The organism is Acinetobacter sp. YH18001 (genome assembly GCF_013416975.1).
GTDB lineage: Bacteria > Pseudomonadota > Gammaproteobacteria > Pseudomonadales > Moraxellaceae > Acinetobacter > Acinetobacter pseudolwoffii.
On record NZ_VPEU01000002.1, the window covers coordinates 77,942 to 102,212 of the forward strand.

The 24,271-nt window shown below is 44.4% G+C and carries 24 protein-coding genes; 14 read left to right on the plus strand and 10 right to left on the minus strand.

Annotation, left to right across the window (positions count from 1 at the left end):
• Nucleotides 1–135: 135 nt before the first annotated feature.
• From FTV48_RS01360 to dxs, 3 genes are all read right to left on the minus strand, one after another.
• The gene (locus tag FTV48_RS01360; RefSeq protein WP_179999160.1) at nt 136–2,025 is read right to left on the minus strand and encodes a DEAD/DEAH box helicase; all 1,890 of its coding nucleotides are present in this window, start codon (nt 2,023–2,025) and stop codon (nt 136–138) included.
• Nucleotides 2,026–2,575: 550 nt separating this feature from the next.
• A complete protein-coding gene (locus FTV48_RS01365) occupies nt 2,576–3,406 on the minus strand; it encodes an inositol monophosphatase family protein (RefSeq protein ID WP_034608351.1) in 831 nt (276 codons plus the stop codon).
• A 114-nt stretch (nt 3,407–3,520) separates the two neighbouring features.
• Complete coding sequence (gene dxs, locus FTV48_RS01370; protein WP_100355141.1) at nt 3,521–5,431, minus strand: 1-deoxy-D-xylulose-5-phosphate synthase; 1,911 nt, start codon at nt 5,429–5,431, stop codon at nt 3,521–3,523.
• Nucleotides 5,432–5,740: 309 nt separating this feature from the next.
• Here dxs and ribA point away from each other — a divergent pair, with 309 nt between their 5' ends.
• Complete coding sequence (ribA, locus tag FTV48_RS01375) at nt 5,741–6,343, plus strand: GTP cyclohydrolase II (protein ID WP_005094196.1); 603 nt, start codon at nt 5,741–5,743, stop codon at nt 6,341–6,343.
• A gap of 150 nt (nt 6,344–6,493) precedes the next feature.
• On the opposite strand, the gene hemN is transcribed toward ribA, so the two are convergent.
• Nucleotides 6,494–7,867, minus strand: a complete 1,374-nt coding sequence (gene hemN, locus FTV48_RS01380; RefSeq protein ID WP_179999162.1) for an oxygen-independent coproporphyrinogen III oxidase — start codon at nt 7,865–7,867, stop codon at nt 6,494–6,496.
• A gap of 237 nt (nt 7,868–8,104) precedes the next feature.
• On the opposite strand from hemN, the gene hemF reads away from it, so the two are divergent.
• The 5 genes from hemF (at nt 8,105) to FTV48_RS01405 (ending at nt 13,064) form a co-directional block, all read left to right on the plus strand.
• Nucleotides 8,105–9,061, plus strand: coding sequence for an oxygen-dependent coproporphyrinogen oxidase (hemF, locus tag FTV48_RS01385; protein WP_179999164.1), 957 nt, complete (start codon nt 8,105–8,107; stop codon nt 9,059–9,061).
• Between the two features lie 134 nt (nt 9,062–9,195).
• Nucleotides 9,196–9,402 carry a hypothetical protein gene (locus FTV48_RS01390; RefSeq protein ID WP_005094202.1) on the plus strand — a complete coding sequence of 69 codons (207 nt, stop codon included), beginning with the start codon at nt 9,196–9,198 and terminating at the stop codon, nt 9,400–9,402.
• 98 nt (nt 9,403–9,500) lie between these two features.
• Entirely contained in the window at nt 9,501–10,289 is a 789-nt protein-coding gene (gene aroE / locus FTV48_RS01395; RefSeq protein WP_179999166.1) for a shikimate dehydrogenase, read from the plus strand.
• Between the two features lie 396 nt (nt 10,290–10,685).
• Nucleotides 10,686–12,509, plus strand: coding sequence for an acyl-CoA dehydrogenase C-terminal domain-containing protein (locus FTV48_RS01400; RefSeq protein ID WP_005168756.1), 1,824 nt, complete (start codon nt 10,686–10,688; stop codon nt 12,507–12,509).
• Nucleotides 12,510–12,854: 345 nt separating this feature from the next.
• The gene (locus tag FTV48_RS01405) at nt 12,855–13,064 is read left to right on the plus strand and encodes a cold-shock protein (RefSeq protein WP_004281542.1); all 210 of its coding nucleotides are present in this window, start codon (nt 12,855–12,857) and stop codon (nt 13,062–13,064) included.
• 221 nt (nt 13,065–13,285) lie between these two features.
• Here the strand turns inward: FTV48_RS01405 and hemW are convergent, their stop codons facing one another.
• Complete coding sequence (gene hemW / locus FTV48_RS01410; RefSeq protein WP_179999168.1) at nt 13,286–14,440, minus strand: radical SAM family heme chaperone HemW; 1,155 nt, start codon at nt 14,438–14,440, stop codon at nt 13,286–13,288.
• Nucleotides 14,441–14,566: 126 nt separating this feature from the next.
• On the opposite strand from hemW, the gene FTV48_RS01415 reads away from it, so the two are divergent.
• Together FTV48_RS01415 and FTV48_RS01420 are read left to right on the plus strand one after the other, a co-directional pair.
• Complete coding sequence (locus tag FTV48_RS01415; RefSeq protein WP_005094208.1) at nt 14,567–15,025, plus strand: DMT family transporter; 459 nt, start codon at nt 14,567–14,569, stop codon at nt 15,023–15,025.
• Nucleotides 15,026–15,065: 40 nt separating this feature from the next.
• Entirely contained in the window at nt 15,066–16,442 is a 1,377-nt protein-coding gene (locus tag FTV48_RS01420) for an MATE family efflux transporter (protein WP_005094210.1), read from the plus strand.
• Here the strand turns inward: FTV48_RS01420 and FTV48_RS15165 are convergent.
• A complete protein-coding gene (locus FTV48_RS15165; RefSeq protein ID WP_005094217.1) occupies nt 16,431–16,571 on the minus strand; it encodes a hypothetical protein in 141 nt (46 codons plus the stop codon). The genes FTV48_RS01420 and FTV48_RS15165 overlap by 12 nt on opposite strands.
• 389 nt (nt 16,572–16,960) lie before the next feature.
• Here FTV48_RS15165 and FTV48_RS01430 point away from each other — a divergent pair, with 389 nt between their 5' ends.
• Both FTV48_RS01430 and FTV48_RS01435 read left to right on the plus strand, forming a co-directional pair.
• On the plus strand, nt 16,961–18,259 hold the full coding sequence (locus FTV48_RS01430; RefSeq protein ID WP_005094220.1) for an AarF/ABC1/UbiB kinase family protein: 1,299 nt from the start codon (nt 16,961–16,963) through the stop codon (nt 18,257–18,259).
• A 97-nt stretch (nt 18,260–18,356) separates the two neighbouring features.
• Nucleotides 18,357–18,608 carry a type B 50S ribosomal protein L31 gene (locus FTV48_RS01435; RefSeq protein WP_005094222.1) on the plus strand — a complete coding sequence of 84 codons (252 nt, stop codon included), beginning with the start codon at nt 18,357–18,359 and terminating at the stop codon, nt 18,606–18,608.
• An 87-nt stretch (nt 18,609–18,695) separates the two neighbouring features.
• Here FTV48_RS01435 and crcB read toward each other — a convergent pair whose 3' ends face one another.
• A complete protein-coding gene (gene crcB, locus FTV48_RS01440; RefSeq protein ID WP_004281556.1) occupies nt 18,696–19,076 on the minus strand; it encodes a fluoride efflux transporter CrcB in 381 nt (126 codons plus the stop codon).
• Nucleotides 19,077–19,251: 175 nt separating this feature from the next.
• On the opposite strand from crcB, the gene FTV48_RS01445 reads away from it, so the two are divergent.
• Entirely contained in the window at nt 19,252–19,584 is a 333-nt protein-coding gene (locus tag FTV48_RS01445; RefSeq protein ID WP_179999170.1) for a HopJ type III effector protein, read from the plus strand.
• A 75-nt stretch (nt 19,585–19,659) separates the two neighbouring features.
• Here FTV48_RS01445 and FTV48_RS01450 read toward each other — a convergent pair whose 3' ends face one another.
• On the minus strand, nt 19,660–20,223 hold the full coding sequence (locus FTV48_RS01450; protein ID WP_100355218.1) for a hypothetical protein: 564 nt from the start codon (nt 20,221–20,223) through the stop codon (nt 19,660–19,662).
• A 191-nt stretch (nt 20,224–20,414) separates the two neighbouring features.
• Between FTV48_RS01450 and FTV48_RS01455 the strand changes: the two genes are divergently transcribed.
• Nucleotides 20,415–21,044: a class I SAM-dependent methyltransferase gene (locus FTV48_RS01455; RefSeq protein ID WP_005168776.1), complete on the plus strand. Its 630-nt coding sequence runs from the start codon at nt 20,415–20,417 to the stop codon at nt 21,042–21,044.
• An 18-nt stretch (nt 21,045–21,062) separates the two neighbouring features.
• Here the strand turns inward: FTV48_RS01455 and FTV48_RS01460 are convergent, their stop codons facing one another.
• Together FTV48_RS01460 and FTV48_RS01465 are read right to left on the minus strand one after the other, a co-directional pair.
• Nucleotides 21,063–21,641: a hypothetical protein gene (locus tag FTV48_RS01460; protein WP_005094228.1), complete on the minus strand. Its 579-nt coding sequence runs from the start codon at nt 21,639–21,641 to the stop codon at nt 21,063–21,065.
• 27 nt (nt 21,642–21,668) lie between these two features.
• Nucleotides 21,669–22,136, minus strand: a complete 468-nt coding sequence (locus FTV48_RS01465) for a Holliday junction resolvase-like protein (protein ID WP_179999172.1) — start codon at nt 22,134–22,136, stop codon at nt 21,669–21,671.
• Nucleotides 22,137–22,260: 124 nt separating this feature from the next.
• Between FTV48_RS01465 and FTV48_RS01470 the strand changes: the two genes are divergently transcribed.
• Nucleotides 22,261–22,905: a ParA family protein gene (locus FTV48_RS01470; protein WP_005094230.1), complete on the plus strand. Its 645-nt coding sequence runs from the start codon at nt 22,261–22,263 to the stop codon at nt 22,903–22,905.
• Between the two features lie 128 nt (nt 22,906–23,033).
• The gene (locus tag FTV48_RS01475; protein ID WP_370982120.1) at nt 23,034–24,164 is read left to right on the plus strand and encodes an AI-2E family transporter; all 1,131 of its coding nucleotides are present in this window, start codon (nt 23,034–23,036) and stop codon (nt 24,162–24,164) included.
• Nucleotides 24,165–24,271: the final 107 nt, after the last annotated feature.

Genomic DNA, 24,271 nt, shown 5'->3' on the forward strand with positions numbered 1-24,271 from the left:
AACTTTTCATATTAATAATTATCATAACCCTGACAAAATATGAATTAGTAGACATTTTACGTTAAAAAGCAAAAAACTCAATGCATAAAAAAACCGGTATTTCTACCGGTTTTTTATCTTCATCTAGCGACTCTATTAGTCGTTAAATTTACGACGTGGACGATCTTCACCACCGAACGAACGTTCACCACGTGGTTTGTCATCAAAGTTGCGACGTACTGGACGATCACCGAAATCACGTTTTGGACGGTCATCACCGAATGAACGCGCTGGACGATCACCGAAACCACCTTCACGACGTGGAGCAGGACGATCACCAAAATCACGTTTTGGACGATCACCATAACCGCCTTCACGAGCTGGCTTGTAATCTACACGGTTGCCACGGTTGTCATCATTAGAGCGAGGACGGTCACCAAAACCACCTTCACGACGTGGAGCTGGACGATCACCGAAGTCACGCTTTGGACGGTCATCAAACGAACGTTGTGGACGATCACCGAAACCGCCTTCACGACGTGGAGCTGGACGATCACCAAAATCACGCTTTGGACGGTCATCAAACGAACGTTGTGGACGATCACCGAAACCGCCTTCACGACGTGGAGCTGGACGATCACCGAAGTCACGACGTGGACGATCTTCGCCACCGAACGCTGGACGTTCGCCACGAGGTTTGTCATCGAAGCTACGACGTGGACGATCATCACCGCCTTCACGACGTTTGAAGTTGCTTTCGCCTTCAAAACGGCTACGACCACCGCCATCACGACCACGACCACCGCCGAAACCGCCACGACCACGACCACCGCCATCACGACCACGACCGCCGCCATCACGACTACCGCGTGCAGGAGGTGGAGATGGCTCAAGACCTTCAATTTCAGATACGTTCAGACGCGCATCAAGGAAGTCTTCCAAAGCACGGATTTTACCGCGTTCACGGTAAGTCGCTAAAGTAATTGCTTTACCAGTACGACCCGCACGACCTGTACGACCAATACGGTGTACATAGTCTTCGTTCTTCATTGGAAGACCGAAGTTGATGACGTGTGAAATTGTTGGTACGTCAAGACCACGCGCTGCAACGTCAGTTGCAACCAGAATCTTCGCACGACCTTCACGGATGCTGCGTAAACGACGGTTACGAACAGTTTGTGGCATAGCACCGTGAAGCGCTACAACTGATAGACCTGCTTCAGCAAGTTCTTCAGCCAACATATCTGTGTCTTCTTGAGTTGACGCAAATACAACTGCTTGATCAACGTCTTCTTCGCTCAACCAGTGAGTAAGAAGTTTTTTCTTGTGCTCGAAACCGTCAGTCCAATGCAAAGTCTGAGTAATATCAGTATTTGTAGAGTGACCAGTTTCAATCGAAATACGCAGTGGATCATTCATCATGCGTTCTGCAAGTGTAATGATACGTGGTGCAAACGTCGCAGAGAACATTAGAGTTTGTTTACGGTTTGCAGCCAACTCACCAATTGCTTCTAAGTCTTCAGAGAAACCGAGGTCAAGCATACGGTCAGCTTCATCGACGATTAACGCATCAACTTTATCAAGTTTGATTTGACGGCGATTCACCAAGTCAAGTAGACGACCTGGAGTTGCAACAACAACTTGCGCGCCTTTTAACTGTTGAATTTGCTTACCGAAAGGCATACCGCCCATGATTGCAGCAATACGAACACCTTTCATGTGACGTACAAATGCAATTGCGTCTTGACATACCTGTTGTGCCAATTCACGAGTCGGTGAAATCACCAGAATATTCGGTTGAGTAACCGCTTTCATACGGTCTTTAAATGGTACTAATGTATCTTGGCTTGCCAACGCATTTAAGGTAGGAAGCAAGAAAGCAGCAGTTTTACCAGAACCTGTTTGGCTTGACACAAGAAGGTCTTTACCTTCAAGTGCAGCTGGAATCGCTTGTTCTTGTACAGGAGTTGGAGTAGTAAAGCCTAAAGCATCGAGAGCCTGGGTTAGAGATTCGTCGAGGGAAAAATCAGCAAAAGTTTTGCTCATAGAGAGTATTCACCCTGAAGTGGGTGCTCCATTTAATAAATAACAATTATGGACATCGGCAAAAAGCGGCACAGCAAATAATGCTGAAATATTAGGATTCAGCAGCGATCCGAGTAACGACGATGTGGATATAACGCACGCATGATTACGGCCGCAAACCTGAAGGAATCGCTTAAGCGATTGGGGCGCGAAGGATATGTCCTCTCTATGGACAGCACGCGCATACAATGATTAGAAGATAGTGTTCAGGTAAAGAACAGAAATTAAGTGCGTGGCGAAATTATAGCAGAATAATCAACAATGTCATTAAGTTTTAAAACTAATTTGCTCTGTTTATAATTTATATATTAATTTCATACACTTAAATATGAATAAAAAAATGTAACAACCGGTATAAAAAGGCAGTTTTCGCCAATTCACTTGATATTTCCAATATTCATATCATGTGAGAAATATACTCTACCTCCCTTCTTAACTATTTTACTGCTCTAAAAAAGGCATCCCGAAGGATGCCTTTTCTGAAAATTAGATATATTTCATCTAAACCCGATTATTTTGCTGCTTCACCCCAAGCAGGAACAACTGCTTGCATTAAAGGTTTAAGCATTTTCATTGAACAAGCCAAAACTTGACCATTTTCCATAGAGTCGCTACCACCACGTGCATCAACTACAGTACCGCCTGCTTCTTTCACGATCAATTCGCCCGCTGCGATATCCCAAGGTTTTAAACCAAGTTCGAAGTAAGCATCAAAACGGCCTGCAGCAACATAGGCTAAATCCAATGCCGCAGAACCTGAACGACGATATTGCGCGCCAGCTTCAGTCACGTTTAACAAACTTTGAAAATGGTTCTTGGCATAAGATACAACTTCGCCATTACGTTTAGCACGGTAAGCGTGACCAACAGCCATAAAGGTATTTTCCAGACTGTCTTTGACATTCACACGAATACGACGCTGGTTCATCATGGCACCACGACCACGACTGGCAGAGAATAGCTCATCTTTCACCGGGTCATAAATCACCCCGTGTTGAGTAATGCCTTTGTGCTGAACTGCGATAGAGATACAGAAATGCGGGAAACCGTTAATGAAGTTTAAAGTACCATCCAGTGGATCGATCACCCAACACCAATCGGCGTCGTGACCATTACCTTCCTGATAGCCAAACTCTTCACCAAGGAAACTGTGATTTTTATAGCTTTTACGTAGGGTATCGATGGTCAACTGCTCCAAATAACGATCTACACGCGTTACTGGACCATCAATTCCTTTTTCTTCGACTTGTAGATCGAGTTTATGACGATTCTGATGCGCTTTTAAAAGCTCTTGACCAACTAACTGAGCCGCACGCGCAGCCATCACCACCATAGGTTCCATTGAACACCCACTACAAATTTAAAGAAACTGATAAAGAATAATGCATAAAAGCCCCGATATCTTAGCAAATATCAGGGCTTTTTTGGAGAAAATGTGTCTAAAATTTTTAAGAACTTATGACAAAACGCTTTGCCCCAAGGCTGACCAGGCTTGATTCATTGATTTTTCAATACCTTGCGCATCCAATCCGGCCTGCTGCAACATTTGTGCATGCGTGGCCTGAGCCATAAACGTGTCGTCTAAACCAAGATTCAGCAGCGGTTTCACAATCTGTGCTTCTGCCAGATATTCATTCACAGCACTACCCGCACCGCCCATCACGGCATGTTCTTCTACTGTCACAAACAGACTGGTGCTTGATGCCAGATCATCCAGCATTTGCGTATCAAGAGGTTTGATAAAACGCATGTTCACAACACGCACACCAATCTCATGTTTCACTGCAAAGGCTTCAGCGGCGTCGACTGCGGCCTGTACCCGGCTGCCAAAAGCCAGCACAGAAATATATTCGTCACACTGCGCATTAAAGCTGGCGACAATTTCCGCCTGACCGATTGGAATTTCAAGCATCTTTTGCTGGATATCCACCCCTAAGCCATTACCACGTGGATAACGCACAGCTGCCGGCCCAGGATATAAATAAGCGGTATGCAGCATTTGACGACATTCATTTTCGTCTTTTGGTGCCATGATCACGATATTCGGGATCGTCCGCATATAGGCATAGTCATAGGCACCGGCATGGGTCGGGCCATCTTCACCAACCAGACCAGCACGATCAATACCGAAGGTCACATCCAGATTTTGTAAGGCCACATCGTGTACCAGCTGGTCATAACCACGTTGCAGGAAGGTCGAATAAATTGCCACGACCGGCTTTAAGCCTTCACAGGCCATGCCCGCAGCCAGCGTCACGGCATGCTGCTCTGCAATCGCGACATCGAAAAAACGTTCCGGATATTCTTTGGCAAACTGCACCATACCTGAGCCTTCGCACATGGCCGGTGTAATCGCGAGCAAGCGCGAGTCCTGTGCTGCTTCATCGCAGAGCCACTGTCCAAATACATCCGAATATTTCGGTGCAGTCTTGGCAGCGGTAATGGCATTAAGCTTGCTAATCGCGTGATATTTGATTTGATCCGATTCGGCCGGCGCAAAGCCCTTGCCCTTTTTAGTATAGATATGAATCAGACGTGGGCCTGTACGCTTTTTCAGCGCTTTAAATACATGCACCAGTTGTTTGACATCATGACCGTCATAAGGGCCGAAATAGTCAAAGCCGATGGCTTTAAACAGGTTATCTGCGGCATCAGTCGCGGCACAGTGCAAGCGTGAGTTATACAGCCACTCCGGATGCGGCTGTACGTAAGCTTCACCTTCCTCGGTAATATTAACGAATTCACCGCGCTCCCAAATGGCAGCCAGATGTTTGGCAAAACCACCGGTACTGCAAGAAATCGACATGTCATTGTCGTTCAGCACCACCATCAGATCGGCATTGTGCGCAACGGCATCGTTCAAGGCTTCAAAGGCCATACCCGCCGTCATGGCGCCATCGCCAATAATCGATACCACTTCACATGGCTTGTTCTGGTAGCGACGTGCCAAGGCCATGCCCAGACCAGCAGAAATCGCCGTCGAAGAATGCCCTACCCCAAAGGTATCAAATTCAGATTCTTCACGTGCCGGAAAGGCTGCCAGACCATCTTTGGCCCGGATAGTAGTGAGCTGTTCACGACGACCGGTCAGTGCCTTATGCGGATAGGCCTGATGCCCCACATCCCAGATCAGACGGTCATGTGGAGTATTGAAGCAATAGTGCAGAGCCACCGTAAGTTCAATAACACCGAGGTTGGCACCAAAATGTCCACCACTTTGCCCGGCAGCATACAAAATGAATTGACGTAACTCATCTGCCACTTGTACTAGCTGGCTTTGCTCGAGTAAACGTAGTTGCTCAGGATGATTGATCGTATCCAGCAACGGTGTTACAGGGCGTTGAGTAGGGATTTCTGTATACAGCATATTATGGCAAAGCCTTCTAAAGCCTGGCAAATCTAAAGCTAGGTCAATGGGGAGTACCCGATCATATAGCTGAATTGTAGCAGCTTCAATTCAGCTACGCTTCTAGCGATGCAATATTAAACAATGATCTCATCGGGGTGAAAAAATCGCAGGCTACGATTATCCTGAATAATCTTACTATTTATCAACTATTATCGTCTGCTTTCTACAAAAAAGAAAATCTAATACAGAATTTCGACTTTGCAATTCTACCAATGTTCAATCATTACGCTATACTTTAGCCACTTTCAGGATTTAACGGGTTCAGCTGTGCCAATCGAATTTGTCGCAACGTCAAGATTACCTACCGCTCACGGTGAATTTAAAATTACTGTATTTCAAGACCCTAAGACTGGCGAAGAACATGTCGCTCTTTCCAAAGGACTTGAAGAAGTTTCTGACGAGCCAGTCGTGGTTCGTGTACATTCTGAATGTTTAACCGGTGATGCCTTTGCTTCACTGAAATGTGACTGTGGCCCGCAATTGCAGGCGACTTTAAAGCTGATCAATGAGTTAGGTCGCGGGGCGATTCTGTATTTGCGTCAGGAAGGACGCGGTATTGGCCTGACCAACAAGATTCGTGCCTATGCCCTGCAAGATCAGGGACATGATACGGTCGATGCCAATTTAATGCTGAACCTGCCGGCTGATGCACGTCAATATGACATGTGCAGCATTATGCTGGATCATTTGCAGGTCAAAGCGGTACGTCTGGTGACCAACAATCCTTTAAAAATTGAAGCTTTAAAAGCCCAAGGGATTAATGTGGTCGATCGGGTGCCCCTCACCGTCGGCTTAAATCCGTTTAATGAGCAATATCTCAAAACCAAACATGAACGTATGGCGCATCTTTATCAGAAGGATGATTTTTAAATCCTCCCCTTAATAAATCCCTCCAAACCTCCCTTTCTTGCGCTTCGACTTAAAGCAATGCTTAAGTCTTGCTCAGGGAGGCTTTTCCTTCTTTCAAAAAAAGGAGAAAACTCCCTCCTTTCTTAAAGGAGGGTTGGGATGGATTAAGTGTTAAATCGTCATCGAAAAAATCCGGTTCTCCGGCATGCGTCGCTTTAAACGTAAATCAAAAGCCATACAAATATTACGTACAAATGGTTTCCCTTTCTCCAAAATCGTGACTGATGAGTCTGTCATTTGAATCAAACCATCCTGTGCCATTTCTTTAAGCTGTTCCACCACCTGATCGATTTCAGGGAAAAATAGCTCGGGTTTTTCCCATGAGGTACTAAAGCTGCACATCAAATTCAGAATATGCTGACGAATAATCAAATCTTCCTGATTTAAGACATGTCCTTTAAATACCGGAATTTCATTGCGAGCTAAACAGGCATAATATTCTTCAATAGTTTTCACATTCTGGGCAAAGCTGTACCAGCTATCACTGATCGAAGAAATTCCTAAACCGATCATCACTTGAGTTTTAGAGGCGGTGTATCCCATAAAATTGCGGTGTAATGTTCCAGCTTGAAAGGACTGGTACATGCCATCTGTATCTAAAGCAAAATGATCCATGCCAATTTCATGATAACCATGCGCCAGCAGTTTCTTTTTAGCCGCTTCATAACATTCACGTTTGATCGCATCTTTGGGTACATCGGCATCTTTAAAACCGCGCTGGCCATTGCCTTTAATCCAGGGCACATGTGCATAGCTATATAAAGCCAAACGATCCGGCAGAAGTGAATTGGTTTGCTCAATGGTATTTAAGACATCGCCCAGATGCTGAAAAGGCAGGCCAAACACCAAGTCATGCGAAATCGACTCATAGCCAATTTCACGCGCCCATTCGGTTACCTGTTTGACATGTTCATAGGGCTGAATCCGGTGAATGGCTTTTTGCACGGTTTCATTATAATCCTGCACCCCATAACTGACCCGGCGAAAGCCCAGATCATACAAGCCTTGTAAATGCTCACGCGTGGTATTGTTCGGATGCCCTTCAAAACTGAATTCATGCACAGGCGCTATGTCTGCTTTGGCCAAAATACCTTGAATCAGTTGAGTCAAATGCTCAACAGAAAAGAAAGTCGGTGTTCCCCCGCCTAAATGAATTTCTTTAATGACCGGCTTATCTTTCAGCAACTCACAATACAAATCCCATTCTTTCAGCACTGCCTGAATATAGGGCTGTTCCATTTCATGTTTTTTCGTGACTCGCTTATGACACCCGCAAAAAGTGCACAGGCTTTCGCAAAATGGCAGATGGATATACAGGCTGATGCCTTCACTTTGATTGGATTCAGTAAAGGATTTTTTCAGCGTTTGCTTCCATTGTTCCAGTGAGAAATTCTGCTCTTCCCAATATGGAACGGTCGGGTAACTGGTATAGCGGGGACCGGGAACATTATATTTTTGAATCAGGGAATTGACCTGTACCGACATGACACCCACCTATTACCATCGAGAAATGCCCAAACCCATGAGCGCTTGCAAGTTATTGTGCTGAGCTTGAAAAAAGAATTCAACCTAGCCATTTGGTCGGATTTAATGCCCCATTCTGTCCATCAATACTCAAATTTAAAGCCTGGTTCAATCCACTACATTGCTAAATAGACCTTAATCTTTGAGTGATTTTATGCTTTGATGTAGCTAGTTTTTTTATTTTCCTACGAGGCTCTGATGCAGCATCCTACATCTGCGGATATTCAACGCGTTCGTGAATTTCTCCTCGACTTGCAAGCACGGATTTGTGCAGCACTGGAACAACAGGAGCGTGCTGGCGGCGGTACAGCCGAATTTATCATTGATGACTGGGAACGTCCGGAAGGTGGTGGTGGCCGTTCGCGTGTCTTGCAAAATGGTACCGTGATTGAGAAAGGCGGGGTGATGTTCTCCCATATCAATATTTCCAAACTGCCCGCTTCAGCCACTGAACGCCATCCCAATATTGCCGGTGCCAAGGCGCAAGCGATGGGTGTATCGCTGGTCATCCATCCGAAAAACCCGAATGTACCAACCTCACACGCCAACGTGCGTTTATTTGTTGCAGAAAAAGAAGGGCAAGATCCAATCTGGTGGTTTGGTGGCGGTTTCGACCTGACGCCGTTCTATCCAAATGATGAAGATGTCCTTTCGTGGCATCAGACGGCGCATGATCTGTGTGCGCCATTTGGTGAAGAGATTTATCCTGAACATAAACAATGGTGTGATGATTATTTCTATTTAAAACATCGTGATGAACAGCGTGGTGTCGGCGGGTTATTCTTTGATGATCTGAATCAGTGGGATTTTGATACCTGTTTCCAGTATATACAGGCCGTAGGCAATGGTTACCTAGAGGCGATTCTGCCAATTTTCCAGCGTAATCAGAATAAACCTTATACCGAAGCACAACGCGAGTTCCAGTTATATCGTCGTGGCCGTTATGTCGAATACAATCTGGTTTATGACCGCGGTACGCTATTTGGTTTGCAGACTGGCGGACGGATTGAATCAATCTTGGTGAGCTTGCCTCCGCTGACCGGCTGGTCCTATCGTCCTGAATGGGATGAAGGCTCGCCGGAAAAGCGTTTGACCAATTACTATCTGAAACCCCATGACTGGCTCACAGAATTAAAATCAACTGCAATGAAATGATACAAACAGCCCTCAAATAGAGGGCTGTTTTAATCCATTATTCCTCTATACTGCTGCAGAGTAATCCCTGATTTGGTCGCGGCATCCTATCGCTACATCGATCACAATCTATTAGATGTCTAGTGAGAATAACAATGCATCATCTTCAATTAAATCTTCCTGTTTTTGCCTTTTGGCTTTTTCTGGCTCTCGCCATCAGTGCGATGAGTACCGCCGTTTTGAGTCATAATCTGCTTCTGGATGGCGCGGCTATTCTGGTGAGTATCCTGACTGTGGTCGGAGCTGTGCTTAGTATGGCGCTGGTATTTGCAGAACATATTATGGACATCTGCAGTTCCTAAACCGCATTTCCTGACCCCTTATTTAAAACAGCGCAGGCTTTAGTCCCTGCGCTTTTTCACGTATATTGATGACCATTTCAGCACATGGACATTGTGAAATGAGCAAACAATTTGCCGTGATTGGTAATCCGATTGAACAGTCACGCTCTCCAGAATTGCATCACGCTTTTGCAGCAAAAACCGGAATTGATCTAAATTACAGCAAACGTCTGGCTCCTCTGGATGGCTTTGAGGCCAATATTCAGGAGTTTTTTGCCCATGGCGGAATCGGGATGAATGTCACCGTGCCATTTAAAGAGCAGGCTTTTGCCCAATGTCAGGTACTCAGTGAGCGAGCCAAAATTGCCAAGGCGGTGAATACCCTGTGGATGAAAAATGGTATTTTGCATGGCGATAATACTGATGGTCAAGGTCTGGTCGATGCGATTCGTGCACTCAACTGGCCGCTGGAAAATACCAACATCCTGATTATCGGTGCAGGCGGCGCAACCCGTGGCGTGATCTATCCTCTCGCCCAGGCAGGCGCAAAAAAAATTGTGATTGCCAATCGCACCTTGGCACGCGCTGAACAACTGGTTGCGGATCTGCAGAATGCTGTAGCGCAGCTCGAATTACAGGCTATTTCACTAGAACATCTTGCCGGTGAGTTTGATCTGGTGATCAATGCCACTTCAGCCAGCCTCAGCGGTGATGCTTTGCTGCTTCCAGAAGCCTTACAGTTTAACTATGCCTATGAAATGGCCTATGGCAAACCTTCCTCCTTCCTTGATCAGGCCAAAGCACGTGCTGTGCCAACATCTGAAGGCTTTGGCATGCTGGTCGGTCAGGCACTGGAATCTTTTTCTATCTGGAATGGCATCAAACCAGATTTAAAAGATTTTCTATAAATATCCAGTTATTTTGACCAGAGAATTCGGGTTGTAACAACAACCCGAATTGATCTTAACTCCATTATTAAAGACTAAAAATTCAGCTACTGGATTTAATGACATTTTTAACTTGAATTTTTTATTGATAACAATTGAGTACAATTCATACAAAAGTAGCACTAGACAATCTGGTGTTCAATTCATTAAAGTCCAATCAGATAAGAAGTTTTCAACCTTTCTGTACGCTGACAGCCAGAAGATGAAATCATCCGATTTTATTGGTTGGCTCTAAGACTCGATTCGCTTTTCTGACATTTTTATTTGCTTGCCTTATCAATGTTTTTTTATCTCAAATATGAATAATCAAAGAATCGATACAGATAATCCAAAACTATTTTAATCAGGATTAAACGCATGCCAGCATATAAAGCCCCTTTACACGACATTCGCTTCCTCATGAATGAAGTGCTCGATTACCCTGCGCACTACCAGAATTTGTCGAATGGTGAATATGCCGATACCGACACGGTAGACATGATCTTGGAAGGTGCAGCAGATTTCTGTGAAAATGTACTTTCACCTCTGAATGAAAGCGGTGATGCTGAAGGCTGTCATTTTGAAAATGGCGAAGTGAAAACGCCTAAGGGCTTTAAAGACGCTTATGATCAGTTCGTCCAAGGTGGCTGGCAAGGTCTGTCTTATCCTGAAGAGTTTGGTGGTCAAAACCTGCCAATGTCTTTAAACCTGATCAAATCGGAAATGATGGGAACTGCAAACTGGTCATTCCAGATGTATCCGGGTTTAAGCGTGGGCTGTATCAATACCATTATCCAGTACGGCACCGATGAGCAGAAGAATACCTATCTGCCGCATCTGGTTGCGGGTACTTGGGCTGGCACCATGTGTCTGACTGAGCCGCAATGTGGTACTGACTTGGGTCAGGTTAAAACCAAAGCCGAGCCGCAAGAAGATGGCACGTATGCCATTTCAGGAACCAAAATCTTTATTTCCGCAGGCGAGCACGATCTCACTGAAAATATCGTACATATCGTGCTGGCGCGCCTTCCGGATGCACCGCAAGGTACTAAAGGCATTTCACTGTTTATCGTACCGAAATTTATTGCTGCTGCCGATGGTGGCATCGGTGAGCGCAATCCAGTCAATTGCGGTTCGATTGAACATAAAATGGGGATTCGCGCCTCAGCAACAGCCGTGCTGAATTTCGACAAGGCCACGGGTTACTTGATTGGTGAACCGAATAAAGGCTTGCATGCCATGTTCACCTTCATGAACACTGCGCGTATTGGCACTGCGATTCAAGGCATCTGTCATGCGGAGTTATCCTTCCAAGGTGCTCTGCCGTATGCCAAAGAACGTATGTCGATGCGTGCCCTGTCTGGCAAAAAAGATCCGGAAAAAGTGGCGGATGCCATCATTCATCATGCCGATGTACGCCGTATGCTGTTGACGCAAAAAGCCATTGCCGAAGGTGGCCGTGCCATGATTTATCATGCTGCGCAAATTGCCGACAACATGAATGATGCTTTATTGCGTGGCGATACCGCTGCCTTTGAACAGCATGATGATCACTTAGGTTTCTATACCCCGATTCTAAAAGGCTTCCTGACTGAAATGGGCTATGAAGCATCGAATCACGGTATGCAAGTCTTTGGTGGTCATGGCTATATCAAAGAATGGGGCATGGAACAGATCGTGCGTGACTCACGTATTTCTACCCTTTACGAAGGAACGACAGGTGTACAGGCACTCGATCTGATCGGTCGTAAAGTACTGTTAACCTCGAAAGGCAAAGTGATTCGTGATTATACCGCTGAAATCCTGAAATTTTGTGGTCAGCATGCGCGTAATAAATATATGCGCCGCTTTGCTTGGGATCTCACCAAGCTATGTGCCCAGTGGAATGCATTAACTGTTCGAATCATGCTGGCAGCCCGTAAAGACCGCGACATCGTCTCTTCTGCTTCAGTCGATTTCCTGATGTTCTCGGGCTATGTGATGATGGCATACTTCTGGGCGCAGCAAGCCGCAGTTGCCTCAGCCAAACTGGCTTCTGGCGATGGCGCAGAAGTACCTGAGTTCTATAAAGCAAAAATCAAAACCGCTGATTTCTATTTCGAACGTATTCTGCCTCGTACCCAAGGTCATGCTGAAGCGATGGTGAATCCATCCAAAACTATGACCGCACTGGCACCAGAGCACTTTAGTTTTGATTACTAAGCTGTAAATTGAATTACAAAGAGCGCTTCGGCGCTCTTTTTATTGAGAGCTACCCTTTTAAACCCTAAAAACACTGGCCTGAATACAAAATATACAGGTTTAATTTTATATTTTTCAATAGCCTAATAAATTAGATAAATAAAACGCTTGTATATCTCAAAATAAGCGGTATGATAATCCCAACTAGAAAAATTCTTGTTTTGGTTAGTTTCTTTTAAGTATCGCAGTTTTAGTCATAAACCTTCGTATTACAGATCAAAAAGCTCCATCCTTTTTATTTTTCAAAGTTACAGTTAGTCATCTGAAATTTTGGCTATAAATTCATACGATTCAATAGGTTACATTATGTCTAATACAGTTAACGGTACAGTAAAATGGTTCAACGAAACTAAAGGTTTCGGTTTCATTCAACAAGAATCAGGTCCAGACGTTTTTGCTCATTTCAGCGAAATCACTGGTTCAGGTTTCAAAACTTTAGTTGAAGGCCAAAAGGTTTCTTTCAGCGTAGCTCAAGGTCAAAAAGGCCCTACAGCTGTAAATATCGTTGCTCTATAATTTAGAAGCAAGATATTGAAAAAAAGCACTTTTAGAGTGCTTTTTTTGTGCTTGTAATTTCTCTTATTCAGCTCTAGCTTTTAAAGCTTATTTGTTTGATCTAAAAACCGGTGTGCTCTATGCCAAGCTAAAAATTCCTGATCTGGTAAAATCTGCACAATAAAAAACCCTCATATAGATTTATGAAGGTCTTTGAAAAATGTTCAGAAAATAAAAATCAGTTAAAGAAATTCTTCCAGTACCGAATTTAAGAAGATATGCCCCTGCTCGGTACATGCAAGCCGGTTTTGGTCATCGATCATTAATTTTCTTTTACGTAAAGAGCTTAATAAATCTTGTAAAGTATCCAAACTTTGACCAGTACGCTCGATATAAAATTTAGCCTCTACGCCCTGATTTAAGCGTAGCGCATTCATCATAAACTCAAATAGCATCTCTTCAGCTTCAATACGCTTAAACTGCAAATGTTCAGCAGGTACTTTGGCTAAGTAATCCTTAGGTAAGCGGGTTTTCTGGAAACGATATACGCCATCAGGTTGAGTCACTTTGCCATGTGCACCCGCACCAATCGCCAGATAATCGCCGAATTGCCAATAATTCAGGTTATGCGCTGAAGGTAATTCTTTACGCCAGGCAGAAACTTCATAATTGATAAAGCCTTGAGCTTTGAGGTAAATTTCGCCCTGCTCCTGAATATCTTCAAGTACATCATCTACCGGTAGAATAGGTTGGGTACGGAAAAATACCGTATTCGGTTCAATCGTCAGCTGATACCAGGAAATATGTGTCGCGCCATTTTCTACCGCAAGTTTTAAATCATGTAAGGCCTGATCTAAAGTCTGCTCAGGCAAGCCATGCATTAAATCGACATTAATTCGTTGAAAGCCTGCTTCACGCGCCAATCCAATCGCAGAAATCGCATCTTCATTGCTGTGAATCCGACCCAAACGTTTAAGATGGTCAGTATTAAAACTCTGCACCCCAATCGACAAACGGTTAATGCCAGCCTGCAAATAACCTGCAAATGGGTCATGCTCTACCGTACCAGGATTAGCTTCCAGCGTAATTTCACAGCCTTCTGCAAAGGGAATAATGGCTTGCAACTGATCAAATAGCCATTGATAACCTTGAGCAGAAATCAGCGACGGCGTACCGCCACCAATAAATACAGTATGAATCTGACGGCCTTGGGCAAAATCGACCTGCGTTTTAAAATCCTCAACCAAGGCATGTAAATATTCCTGTTCTAGTTCCAGTGATAATTCACCATCAGGAACAGCATGCGAATTAAAGTCACAATACGGACATTTGCGCACGCACCATGGCATATGAATATATAAAGACAATGGGATAACAGCAGGATTCAATTCAGCCAAAGAACTACTCAAAAACGACTACAAGATATAGCTGAATTTTAACATGACTCGGCAGCAACACTGCTAAAATTAAAATGATCACCGGGTTATATCTAAAAACTCAAATAGAATTAGATAGTTAAAATTATGAAAATATCTTCTCAACTGATTATTTTACTTCCTTTAGTCTTTGCAATTGGTGTTTTGCTGACGCTTCAAACCGCAATTAACACGCAACTGAAAGAATATTTATATTCTCCTATGCAAGCTGCATTTTTTTCCTTTTTGATTGGTACAATAGTGCTCGCTGTGATTGTACTTTTTCAGTCCAATCCCAAACCCGGTGTACAGGAATTAATGAATGTTCCCTGGTATTTATGGCTTGGGGGCATTGTGGGTGTCTACGCGATTAGCATGAGCATTTATGCAGCACCCAAACTTGGCTTTCTGGTGCTTAGCGGCCTGATTATTTTTGGTCAGATGGCCATGTCGATGCTGGTCGATCATCTGGGTTTATTGGGCAACGAAAAAATGCCGATTAACTGGCAACGTCTTTTAGGCGGCGGAGTAATTTTTATTGGTGTGCTTCTCACTTTACAACGCTAAACCCCTCTATTTAAGCACATGATCACGATGAGTAATTTTTGTGTCGAATGTTACACCGGTTACGACCTTTGGTTTTGAATTAAAAAAACTGTTTCATCTGATGTTACCTATTCTGGTGACCCAATTTTCCCAGGCAGGTTTGGGCCTGATTGATACCATTATGGCAGGTCATCTGTCTGCGACCGATCTTGCAGCAATTGCAGTCGGGGTGGGTCTGTGGATTCCGGTGATGCTGCTGTTTAGCGGCATCATGATTGCCACGACACCCTTGGTGGCTGAAGCGAATGGCGCACGTACCCCTGAAAAAATTGCCACCATTGCCCGTCAGTCACTTTGGGTGGCTCTGATTCTGGGGATTATTGCTGGCCTGATTTTGCAGCTGTTGCCAGCGACTTTACCAATCTTAGGTGTACCGGAAAGCTTGCAGCCTAAAGCCGGTTTATTCCTGCATGCAATTGGTTTTGGTATGCCGGCAGTGACTATGTATGCCGCTTTACGTGGCTATTCAGAAGCGATTGGTCATCCACGTCCGGTGACCGTCATCAGCCTATTGGCACTGGTGTTGCTGGTTCCACTGAACTATGTATTTATGTATGGAATTGGCCCTGTTCCAGCCTTGGGTAGTGCCGGCTGTGGTTTTGCTACGGCAATTTTACAGTGGTTAATGGTCATTACTCTGGCACTGTATATTTTTAAGAATAAAGCCTATCAACGCACCCAGCCGTTTACTCATTGGGAAAAAATCAACCCGGAATGGATGAAACGCATCTTGCAGCTTGGTCTGCCGATCGGACTGGCGATTTTCTTTGAGGTCAGTATTTTTAGTACTGCGGCGATCGTGCTCAGCCCTTTGGGAGAAACCATTGTTGCTGCGCATCAGATTGCCATTTCAGTGACCTCACAGCTGTTTATGATTCCAATGTCACTGGCGATTGCCCTGACCATTCGGGTCGGCACCTATTATGGCGAACAGAACTGGCAGGCAATGCGTAAAGTGCAATATCTCGGCCTGATCACGGCCACTATTCTGGCAATCCTGACCATGATTTTGCTTTGGGTGTTCCGTAATGAAATCGTGGCGCTCTACACCTCGGATATGATCGTGACCCAAATCGCGGTCTATCTGATTCTGTTTGCGATTGCTTATCAACTGATGGATGGCTGGCAGATCAGTGCAGCAGGTTGTCTGCGTGGGATGCAGGACACCAAAGGCCCTATGTGGATCACCATGCTGGCTTACTGGGTGATTGCCTTCCCGGTCGGGGTGTATCTGTCCCGCTTTACCGACATGGGCGCAGCCGGTGTCTGGGTTGGCCTGATTGTGGGTCTGAGTGTGGCCTGTGTACTTTTATTAGCTCGTTTATATGGCAACAATAAACGTTTAAGTCTCGACCACTCAATGCGTTCAGCCGATTAATTCAAGCTGGAAAATGCGCTGCGATTCAGGATCCAGCGCATTTTTTAATGCTTTGGAAATCTCTGATTCGTCTATCACATCTTTGATCAGCAGCGGCTCTACAACCACCTCCGTGCCATTAAAGCGCATGGTGGGTGAATCATCTAACTTAGGTCCTGTATTTAAGGTTTAAGTGATACGCACACAAAAATACACATCATCTTGAGCAGTAAAATATCGATAGACTTTCATTGAATTTTCTTCATTACTGCGAGTTGTTTTATTTATACTTTTGGGACTAAAACAACCTTTAGTATGATTATGCAGCCTGACCTAAAACAATGATGTATTCAGGAATCTTGTTTGGGTTTAAGTACAGGAGATGAAGAAAAATCTTCTGATAAATCAAAGATCATGCACCAAAGATGGAGAAGTTAAAGAAAATCACAACACAACCTCTACAATTAAATCTAGGCAATTGAATCTTTGTCACCTATGATCAAATACATCAAATAATTGTTGGTTTCAAGGAATCTCGCATGGCAAAAACGGCTAGCACACCCGGTCGTCGCTTTATGAAACTTGCCGGAATGACCGCAAGTATTGCAGGTAAAACCCTATCCAATTCAATTAAAAATTTAACTGCCGACGAAGAGCAGAAAAATACTGCGCGCAGCAAATTATTTCAGGATATTGGTATACAAATCGCGGATACCTTGGGAGAAATGAAAGGTGCGGTCATGAAAGTTGGTCAGATCGCCTCGCAATATAAAGATATTTTTCCACCCGAAGTTGCCAAAGCCATTGCCAAATTGCAACGTCAGGCACCGCCCATGCCATTTAAGGACATTCAGGCGCAAATTGAAAAGGAACTCGGTAAACCTTTACAGCAATTATTTCAACAGTTTGATGAACAGCCTTTTGCCGCAGCATCGATTGGTCAGGTACATAAAGCCACTTTACCCAATGGCCAGCAAGTGGTGGTCAAGGTACAGTATCCGGGGGTCGATGAAGCCTGTGAAAGTGACCTGAAACAGGTACGTCTGGCGCTCCGTATGATGGGCGTTTTAAAGATTGACCGTAAACTTCAGGATCAGTTATTTAAAGAAATTCAGCATAGTCTGGACAATGAGCTCAACTATGAAATTGAAGCTCAGAACCTGGAAGTTGCCCGTGCTTTCCATGAGTCACTGGATCATAAAATTGTGATTCCACAGGTTTTTCATGAATATTCTTCACGGCATATTCTAACCTTGAGTCAGGAAATGGGAGAAAGTATTGAAACCGCCAGCACCTGGCCACAGGAAACCCGCAATGCCTTAGGGCGCCGTCTGCTGCGTGCGATTGGTCAGGAAATTTTTTATCTGAAACGCTTTCACTGTGACCCGCATCCGGGCAACTTTGCCTTTCGTGAAGATGGCTCTGTGATTGTTTATGATTATGGTGGCGTTAAGACTCTTTCGACTGAAGTGATTGGGCATTTCCGGGAACTTATTCATGCCGCACGCGAGAAGAATATTCCCGTGATTGAGCAACAGTTAGATGCGCTGCATTCCTTGACTGAAACCGGAAAATTCCCGACTGAATTGTATGAACAATGGCTGGAAGTTCTGATGCGTCCACTGGTCACCCATTATGATTTTGCTGAAAACTCGGCCCATCATGATGGCATGGAGTTGCTCAAACCTTCTCTAAAATATTGGGATGTGTTTAAGCCATCTCCAGATACGCTCATGGTGAACCGGACGATTTCAGGACAATACTGGAACCTGATTCATTTAAAAGTTCATGATGATCTGAGTGATGTATTTGAAGAACTGGTGCCGAGTCGAGGTTAATTTTGACCCCAAAGGCTTACACGCTGTAACTCTAGATGACTTGAAATATCAAATGTTATATTATAACATTTCATTAAGAATCATGAGGGAATTATATATGCGTCCAGATATTCATCCAGCGTATCGTGAAGTGTTATTTCATGACACCAATGCCGATACTTATTTTGTGATTGGCAGCACAATGAACTCTAGCCAGACTAAAGAATATGAGGGGAAAACATATCCTTATGTCACGCTTGATATTTCAAGTGCTTCTCATCCCTTCTATACTGGCGAGCAGCGTCAAACCAGCAATGAAGGTCGCGTGGCAAGCTTTAATAAACGTTTTGGCCGCTTTAAACGTGGTTAAAACTAAAAACCGTCGATTATCTTGATCTTCAAATCGTGGTTTATGTCAGGAAATAACCTCCAGTTTCCTGACTTTTTTATGTCTGTTTCAGCTTTGAGCCAAAGCCAGTGAAGTCAAGTAAAAACCCAGCGCCAGAACGATAATTCCAACAATTACACTCGACAGCGCATACAATAGAGCTAAACCTACGGCGCCATGTTTCAAAAGCTGAAAGCTTTCCAGACCAAAACTGGAAAATGTGGTAAATCCGCCCAGTATCCCCACCATTAAAAACAGACGTGCTTCCTGTTGCAGCATTGGATATTTTTGGCTACAGGCAAAAAAGATCCCTGCACATAAGCAGCCCAGAATATTGACCCACCAAGTCGGCCAAGGAAATTGCATCTGTGGTTTTAGCAACCAGAGCCCTGCTGCATACCGTAAACTGGCACCCACTGCCCCGCCGATTGCCACCCAAAGCCAGCCCATATACGTTCCTATTCTATTTATTGATCCAGTTGATTTGATCCGGAATTTCAAATTAATTATGAATCATTTTCATGATTATCTTGAACTGCAAACCCATTAAATACCATGGAACTTCGCAAGAAAATTGCTATATTCATCGCATCGAAATTTTTATTGATTGCAAAGGGAAAACAGCATGGCACAAGATTTATTGGCACAATTGGCCGCAGGTGAGGCAAAATTTGCAGATGTGATTGCCTATATCGAAGCGCATTATACCCATACCCCGACTGCATTTAAAAATGGCCAGCAGAGCAATGCGACCACTGAAAACCAAGGCAGCGCCAAAGTTTTTGCCTTTGCACGACTCAATGGGCTGGATCAGGCCCAAACCTTAAGCCTGTTTGCCGAGCACTATGCTGCTGTACTGGCGACGCCAGAGGCGACTGATCATCAGAATATCCGCCAGTTTATGCTCAATGGCTGGGATGGAATTGCCTTTGAAGGTCAGGCTTTAACTGCGAAGTAAGTCCTAAGCAGATAAAAAAACCGCTCAAAGGAGCGGTTTTTTTATGCGACTCAGAAATGTACAGAATGTCTATTTTTAGCTTTTACCGACTTTTTCAATCCACTTAATAGAACTGACGCGGAAAACTTCACAAGCACCATCACCCGTATCGGTCGGAGTTAGAGACGATTTCCAGACTAGATCTTTGTCACGAACTTCAACCAACTCCCCTTGCATACGCACCAGATCGCCACGCTTTACTTTTTTAATTGCCTTGGCAATTTCAGGATTGGCAGGAATGATATGCATATTGGACACCATCTGCTTGGCTTGTTCTACCGGCACTGGCACCCGATCCATTTTCCAGTTCAGATAACGGTCATATTGATTGACACTAATATGTCGGGCAATTTCAGGTTCAGCAAACAGACCCCAACTCACCGCATAATCAATCGGAGAGAATTTGGCCTGCGGATCAGCGCTATAGACTTTGGAACCCAAAATACGGAAATCACCTTTAAAAGGCTGCAAGACGGAAATCGACTGTCCTTTGACCACAGGTGGCAAACCTTTGGCAATATTGTGATCGACCGAGCTATAGCTGGAAATAGGCAGCAACAAACCGGCCAACAAAGCATAATGTTTAAAGTGTTTGAACATCATTTTTAATCTAATCCTAATCGAGTTGATCAAACGTTTTAAGGATATCTTCCTTGATCTTACGTATTTTTTAATGAATAAACAGTTGAACTTGGTAACAAACTGGGTGTATTTAGTCAGCTTGGGCATTCCCGAATATTGTATTTTTCAGTTAAGCTAAAATACATTCAGATTAAATTAAAACAACCCAAATGCCGTATCAACTTTATCAACAACACATCTTTCCGCACCTTTTAAATCAGGTGATGCAAACGCCGTCCTTGATGGATTTACGCCGTGAATTGCTTTTGAACATTTCTGGTGAAGTACTGGAAATTGGTTTTGGTACAGGGCTGAATCTGCCTTTCTATCAAGAAGTAGATCTGGTCTATGCCGTAGAACCCAATCCGGCTATTTTCAAGCTGGCCGAAGCGCGCATCCAGCAGGCTGCTTTTCAGGTCGAACATATTCAGGCCAGTGCAGAAGCATTGCCTTTTGCAGAACATAGTCTAGAACATGTGGTCTCGACCTGGACGCTGTGTAGTATTGCTGACCTCGGCCAAAGTTTGCGTGAAATTTATCGTGTGCTACAACCGGGCGGTCACTTGCATGTGGTCGAACATGTGCTGAATCGACAAAATTTAAATATCCAGCGCCTGCAGCATTTACTCACCCCGATTCAGAAGAAAGTCGCAGATGGCTGTCATTTAAACCGGGATATTGAAACTGCCTTACTGGAAACTGGTTTTGAAATTGAAGAATTGAATTATATCAATGCCACAGGGATTCCGAAGATTGGCCAGCGTATGCTGCTGGCTCGACTGCGTAAACCGCAAGGCTAATTTATTTTCGTTTTGCCGTTAATGTTGCTGCAACTGAGTCACACGCAGCAACTGACAATGGGCATGATATTCCGAGCCTGTACCCACCTGAAATTCCTGTCCCGTGCTTCCTGAATGTACTGTGACCAGATCACCGCTGAGTGTAATCTTCTGCCCTGATTTTAGCCTGCGAATCTGATTGGCAATTTTCTCGTTGGCAGCGATCAGACTAAAATGCTGGACATGCGTGCTGAGAAATTCAGCTTCAGCCTGGCTGATTTGTTTCTCGATTTGATAACAGCGTTTTGCTTGATCAAATACTAATGTTGCCTGCATGGCTGGCAGTGACTGGCTGAGCAACAGCACATCGATATTACTGACATAGGCCAGATCATTAAAATGTCCAACCATAGGGCTGGCCTGATGCAAGACACGACGATTCGGTTTAACGAAACGTTTATCATGCACAGTAAATGTAGCTGAAATGGGTTGAATCGGCTCTACCGAAAAGTTTTTCAAGACACCTCGTTCTTCCAGATGTGGGATCGCACGAAAAAACTCATTCCAGACCCACAGTCCCAGCATAAACAGCAGCGCAGTGATCAGTAATTTCTGCATAATTTCTTATTCTTTCCTTGGTTGTGCTCAATCATCGAAATCAATCCGGATGGTTTCAAAACGCACCCGCCCTTCCTGAACTGCACGGGCAATGGCTTGCTGGCCTTTGGTCAGACGCGCTCCGCCACTTTTGATATCAATCAATACCACTTCAATATCCTCTGCTTTGCCTTCGCCGTCTCTGAAATCGGTATAGCCATCAAAGACCACATAATCGACAGGATCGCCCAGAAACTTGGCATCACTGGGCAGATATTGAAATTCCGGCATGATCGGTGCGAGCTGTTCCGCCATTTTGCCTTTCAGGACTGCACGGCTGGTATTGACACTGCGTTTTTGCGCGGCGATCAATGCCTGCTGATGTTCTAGTTCCAGCTCGGCAATATACTGCTCATATTCAGCCTTGATGCGTCCATTGCGTGTCTGACTTAAAATAATGGTGGTCAGCACCACCCCGATACATGTGCCAATCAGCATGGCCATCCATATGGACATTCAATCTTCCTAATTTACTTTATTTTTTCAGCACAATATTCGACTGAAGTTGAAAACATCAGCCATTGGTACGCTTGAAAAGAATGATATGCTAGGCAGGAACAGAATAAAATCACCTTGAGTCATGAAAACAATTTTAGTTGCGAATCAGAAAGGCGGTTGTGGCAAAACCATGACAGCTATTAGTTTAGCGTCAGCACTCGCACAAAAAGGTTATAAGGTGGCGCTGGCCGATGCCGATAACCAGAAATCTGCATTGCAATGGCTCAAGCAACGTCCGGAACAGGCCATGCCGATTCAAAGTCTGGACTGGCGCAATCACAAATCCATTGGTGATGCACCGAAGCAGATTGAGTATCTGATCATTGATGCACCGGGAGCGTTGACTGAAGATCATGCCGAGCAGCTGATCAGTGAAGCGCATGCGATTATTATTCCGATTCAGCCTTCATTTTTTGATATTGATTCGACCCGTCGTTTTCTCAAACATTTGCAGGACATTAAGCGGATTCGTAAAGGCAAGGTTGAAATTTTACTGTTGGCCAACCGTACCAAACCGAATGCAGCCAGTAATCAGGACATACAGCAGTTTTTTGACAAGATCGACCAGCAGCCGGTGGCCTGGATTTCAGAACGTGCACCTTATAGCCGTCTGGCTATGGAAGGTCTGTCAGTCTTTGATAAACCTCAAAAAATCTATCGGGAATTACAGGATCAATGGCAACCGGTGCTGAATGCCATTATCGATGATCCCAGTCAGTGGTTTTAAGCCAGTCCGCTGAATCCTAACACTGCTTTGGGAAAATAATCACGCTACTTACCAAGCCGTCATTTTCGATCGCTTTTTTTTCAGTTAATATGCCTGAACACGACCTAAAAAATGAGCCATTAAATTCAGTGCAACAGTACGCGCCTACATTACAAAAAGTCTTATTATTTGGATTGTTCTTTATCCTGATTTTTTTGAGTTTTCATATACTCAAATATTTCATCATCCCTGTAGTTTGGGCAGCGATTATCGCCTATATGACTTGGCCCTTGTATCAGTCGGTGTTACGCATGTGCGGCAATCGGCCAACGCTGAGTGCAACCGTGATGATTCTGGCCGTGATTCTGGTGTTTGGTCTGCCATTTATCTTCGCCATTTTTATGTTGCAGCATGAAGGTCGTAATCTGTATTTTGAATTGCAGCGACAGGTCTTTTCCGGTCATCTGGATGTACCGGATTTTATTCGTGGCCTTCCGATTGTCGGCAAGGAAATTAGCCGAACTTTAAATGAAATCAATACCGATCCAAACAGTATCGCGCTATCGATCTCGAGCTGGATTCAAGGTCATCTGAATTACGGCAAAGTGGTATTGAATGAAGTCAGTAAAAATATCTTTAAATTGTGTTTTGCGATACTTTCGCTGTTCTTTTTCTACCGTGATGGTCAGACCATTTTAAATCAGGTGCGTAAAGCTTTTGAGATGGTGGTCGGGCCACGTGTGCATCATTATTTTTCTACCATTTCTGCCACTACACGTGCGGTGGTCTATGGCGTTGGTTTGACTGCAATTGCCCAGTCTTTATTGGCAGGTCTGAGTTATTTTGTCGCGGGTGTACCGAATCCGATGGTCTTGACCATTGTGACCTTTATTTTCGCCCTGATTCCTTTCGGCCCACCGGTGGCTTATAGTGCAGTATCACTGTGGCTCTTTTCACAGGGACAGACGATTGAGGCGATTGGGGTGATGGCTTGGGGTGTCTGTATTGTCAGCACGGCCGACAACGTAATTCGTCCACTGGTGATTTCTGGCGCAACACAAATTCCATTCCTGTTGATTATGTTTGGTGTTTTGGGCGGTATTGCCAGTTTTGGTCTGGTCGGCGTTTTCATTGGTCCAGTGATTCTTGCAGTCTTGCTGGCAATTTGGCGTGAATGGTTACATGAAAGTAATTTGAATGAACCCTTAATGATGCCTAAAGCCACCATGGCACATGACATCGATCCGCAGACCGAAGACACACCGCCCAAAGCACCTTAAAGCACAAATTGAGTCGACTTAAACAAAACAAAACATTTAAGTACTGATTCTATATAGAGCTTCTGATCTTGCTCTGTTTCAATAGATTTACAAAACAGAATAAAGAT

Coding starts and splice junctions, on each gene's coding strand:
- FTV48_RS01360 (WP_179999160.1), bottom strand. CDS start 2,025: ATGAGCAAAACTTTTGCTGATTTTTCCCTCGACGAATCTCTAACCCAG.
- crcB (WP_004281556.1), bottom strand. CDS start 19,076: ATGGGCTGGCTTTGGGTGGCAATCGGCGGGGCAGTGGGTGCCAGTTTA.
- FTV48_RS01450 (WP_100355218.1), bottom strand. CDS start 20,223: ATGTTCAAACACTTTAAACATTATGCTTTGTTGGCCGGTTTGTTGCTG.
- hemF (WP_179999164.1), top strand. CDS start 8,105: ATGCAGCATCCTACATCTGCGGATATTCAACGCGTTCGTGAATTTCTC.
- FTV48_RS01460 (WP_005094228.1), bottom strand. CDS start 21,641: ATGCAGAAATTACTGATCACTGCGCTGCTGTTTATGCTGGGACTGTGG.
- FTV48_RS01405 (WP_004281542.1), top strand. CDS start 12,855: ATGTCTAATACAGTTAACGGTACAGTAAAATGGTTCAACGAAACTAAA.
- FTV48_RS01390 (WP_005094202.1), top strand. CDS start 9,196: ATGCATCATCTTCAATTAAATCTTCCTGTTTTTGCCTTTTGGCTTTTT.
- FTV48_RS01400 (WP_005168756.1), top strand. CDS start 10,686: ATGCCAGCATATAAAGCCCCTTTACACGACATTCGCTTCCTCATGAAT.
- aroE (WP_179999166.1), top strand. CDS start 9,501: ATGAGCAAACAATTTGCCGTGATTGGTAATCCGATTGAACAGTCACGC.
- FTV48_RS01415 (WP_005094208.1), top strand. CDS start 14,567: ATGAAAATATCTTCTCAACTGATTATTTTACTTCCTTTAGTCTTTGCA.
- dxs (WP_100355141.1), bottom strand. CDS start 5,431: ATGCTGTATACAGAAATCCCTACTCAACGCCCTGTAACACCGTTGCTG.
- FTV48_RS01465 (WP_179999172.1), bottom strand. CDS start 22,136: ATGTCCATATGGATGGCCATGCTGATTGGCACATGTATCGGGGTGGTG.
- FTV48_RS01455 (WP_005168776.1), top strand. CDS start 20,415: ATGCCGTATCAACTTTATCAACAACACATCTTTCCGCACCTTTTAAAT.
- FTV48_RS01435 (WP_005094222.1), top strand. CDS start 18,357: ATGCGTCCAGATATTCATCCAGCGTATCGTGAAGTGTTATTTCATGAC.
- hemN (WP_179999162.1), bottom strand. CDS start 7,867: ATGTCGGTACAGGTCAATTCCCTGATTCAAAAATATAATGTTCCCGGT.
- FTV48_RS01445 (WP_179999170.1), top strand. CDS start 19,252: ATGGCACAAGATTTATTGGCACAATTGGCCGCAGGTGAGGCAAAATTT.
- FTV48_RS15165 (WP_005094217.1), bottom strand. CDS start 16,571: ATGCGCTTTAATGGCACGGAGGTGGTTGTAGAGCCGCTGCTGATCAAA.
- FTV48_RS01470 (WP_005094230.1), top strand. CDS start 22,261: ATGAAAACAATTTTAGTTGCGAATCAGAAAGGCGGTTGTGGCAAAACC.
- FTV48_RS01365 (WP_034608351.1), bottom strand. CDS start 3,406: ATGGAACCTATGGTGGTGATGGCTGCGCGTGCGGCTCAGTTAGTTGGT.
- FTV48_RS01430 (WP_005094220.1), top strand. CDS start 16,961: ATGGCAAAAACGGCTAGCACACCCGGTCGTCGCTTTATGAAACTTGCC.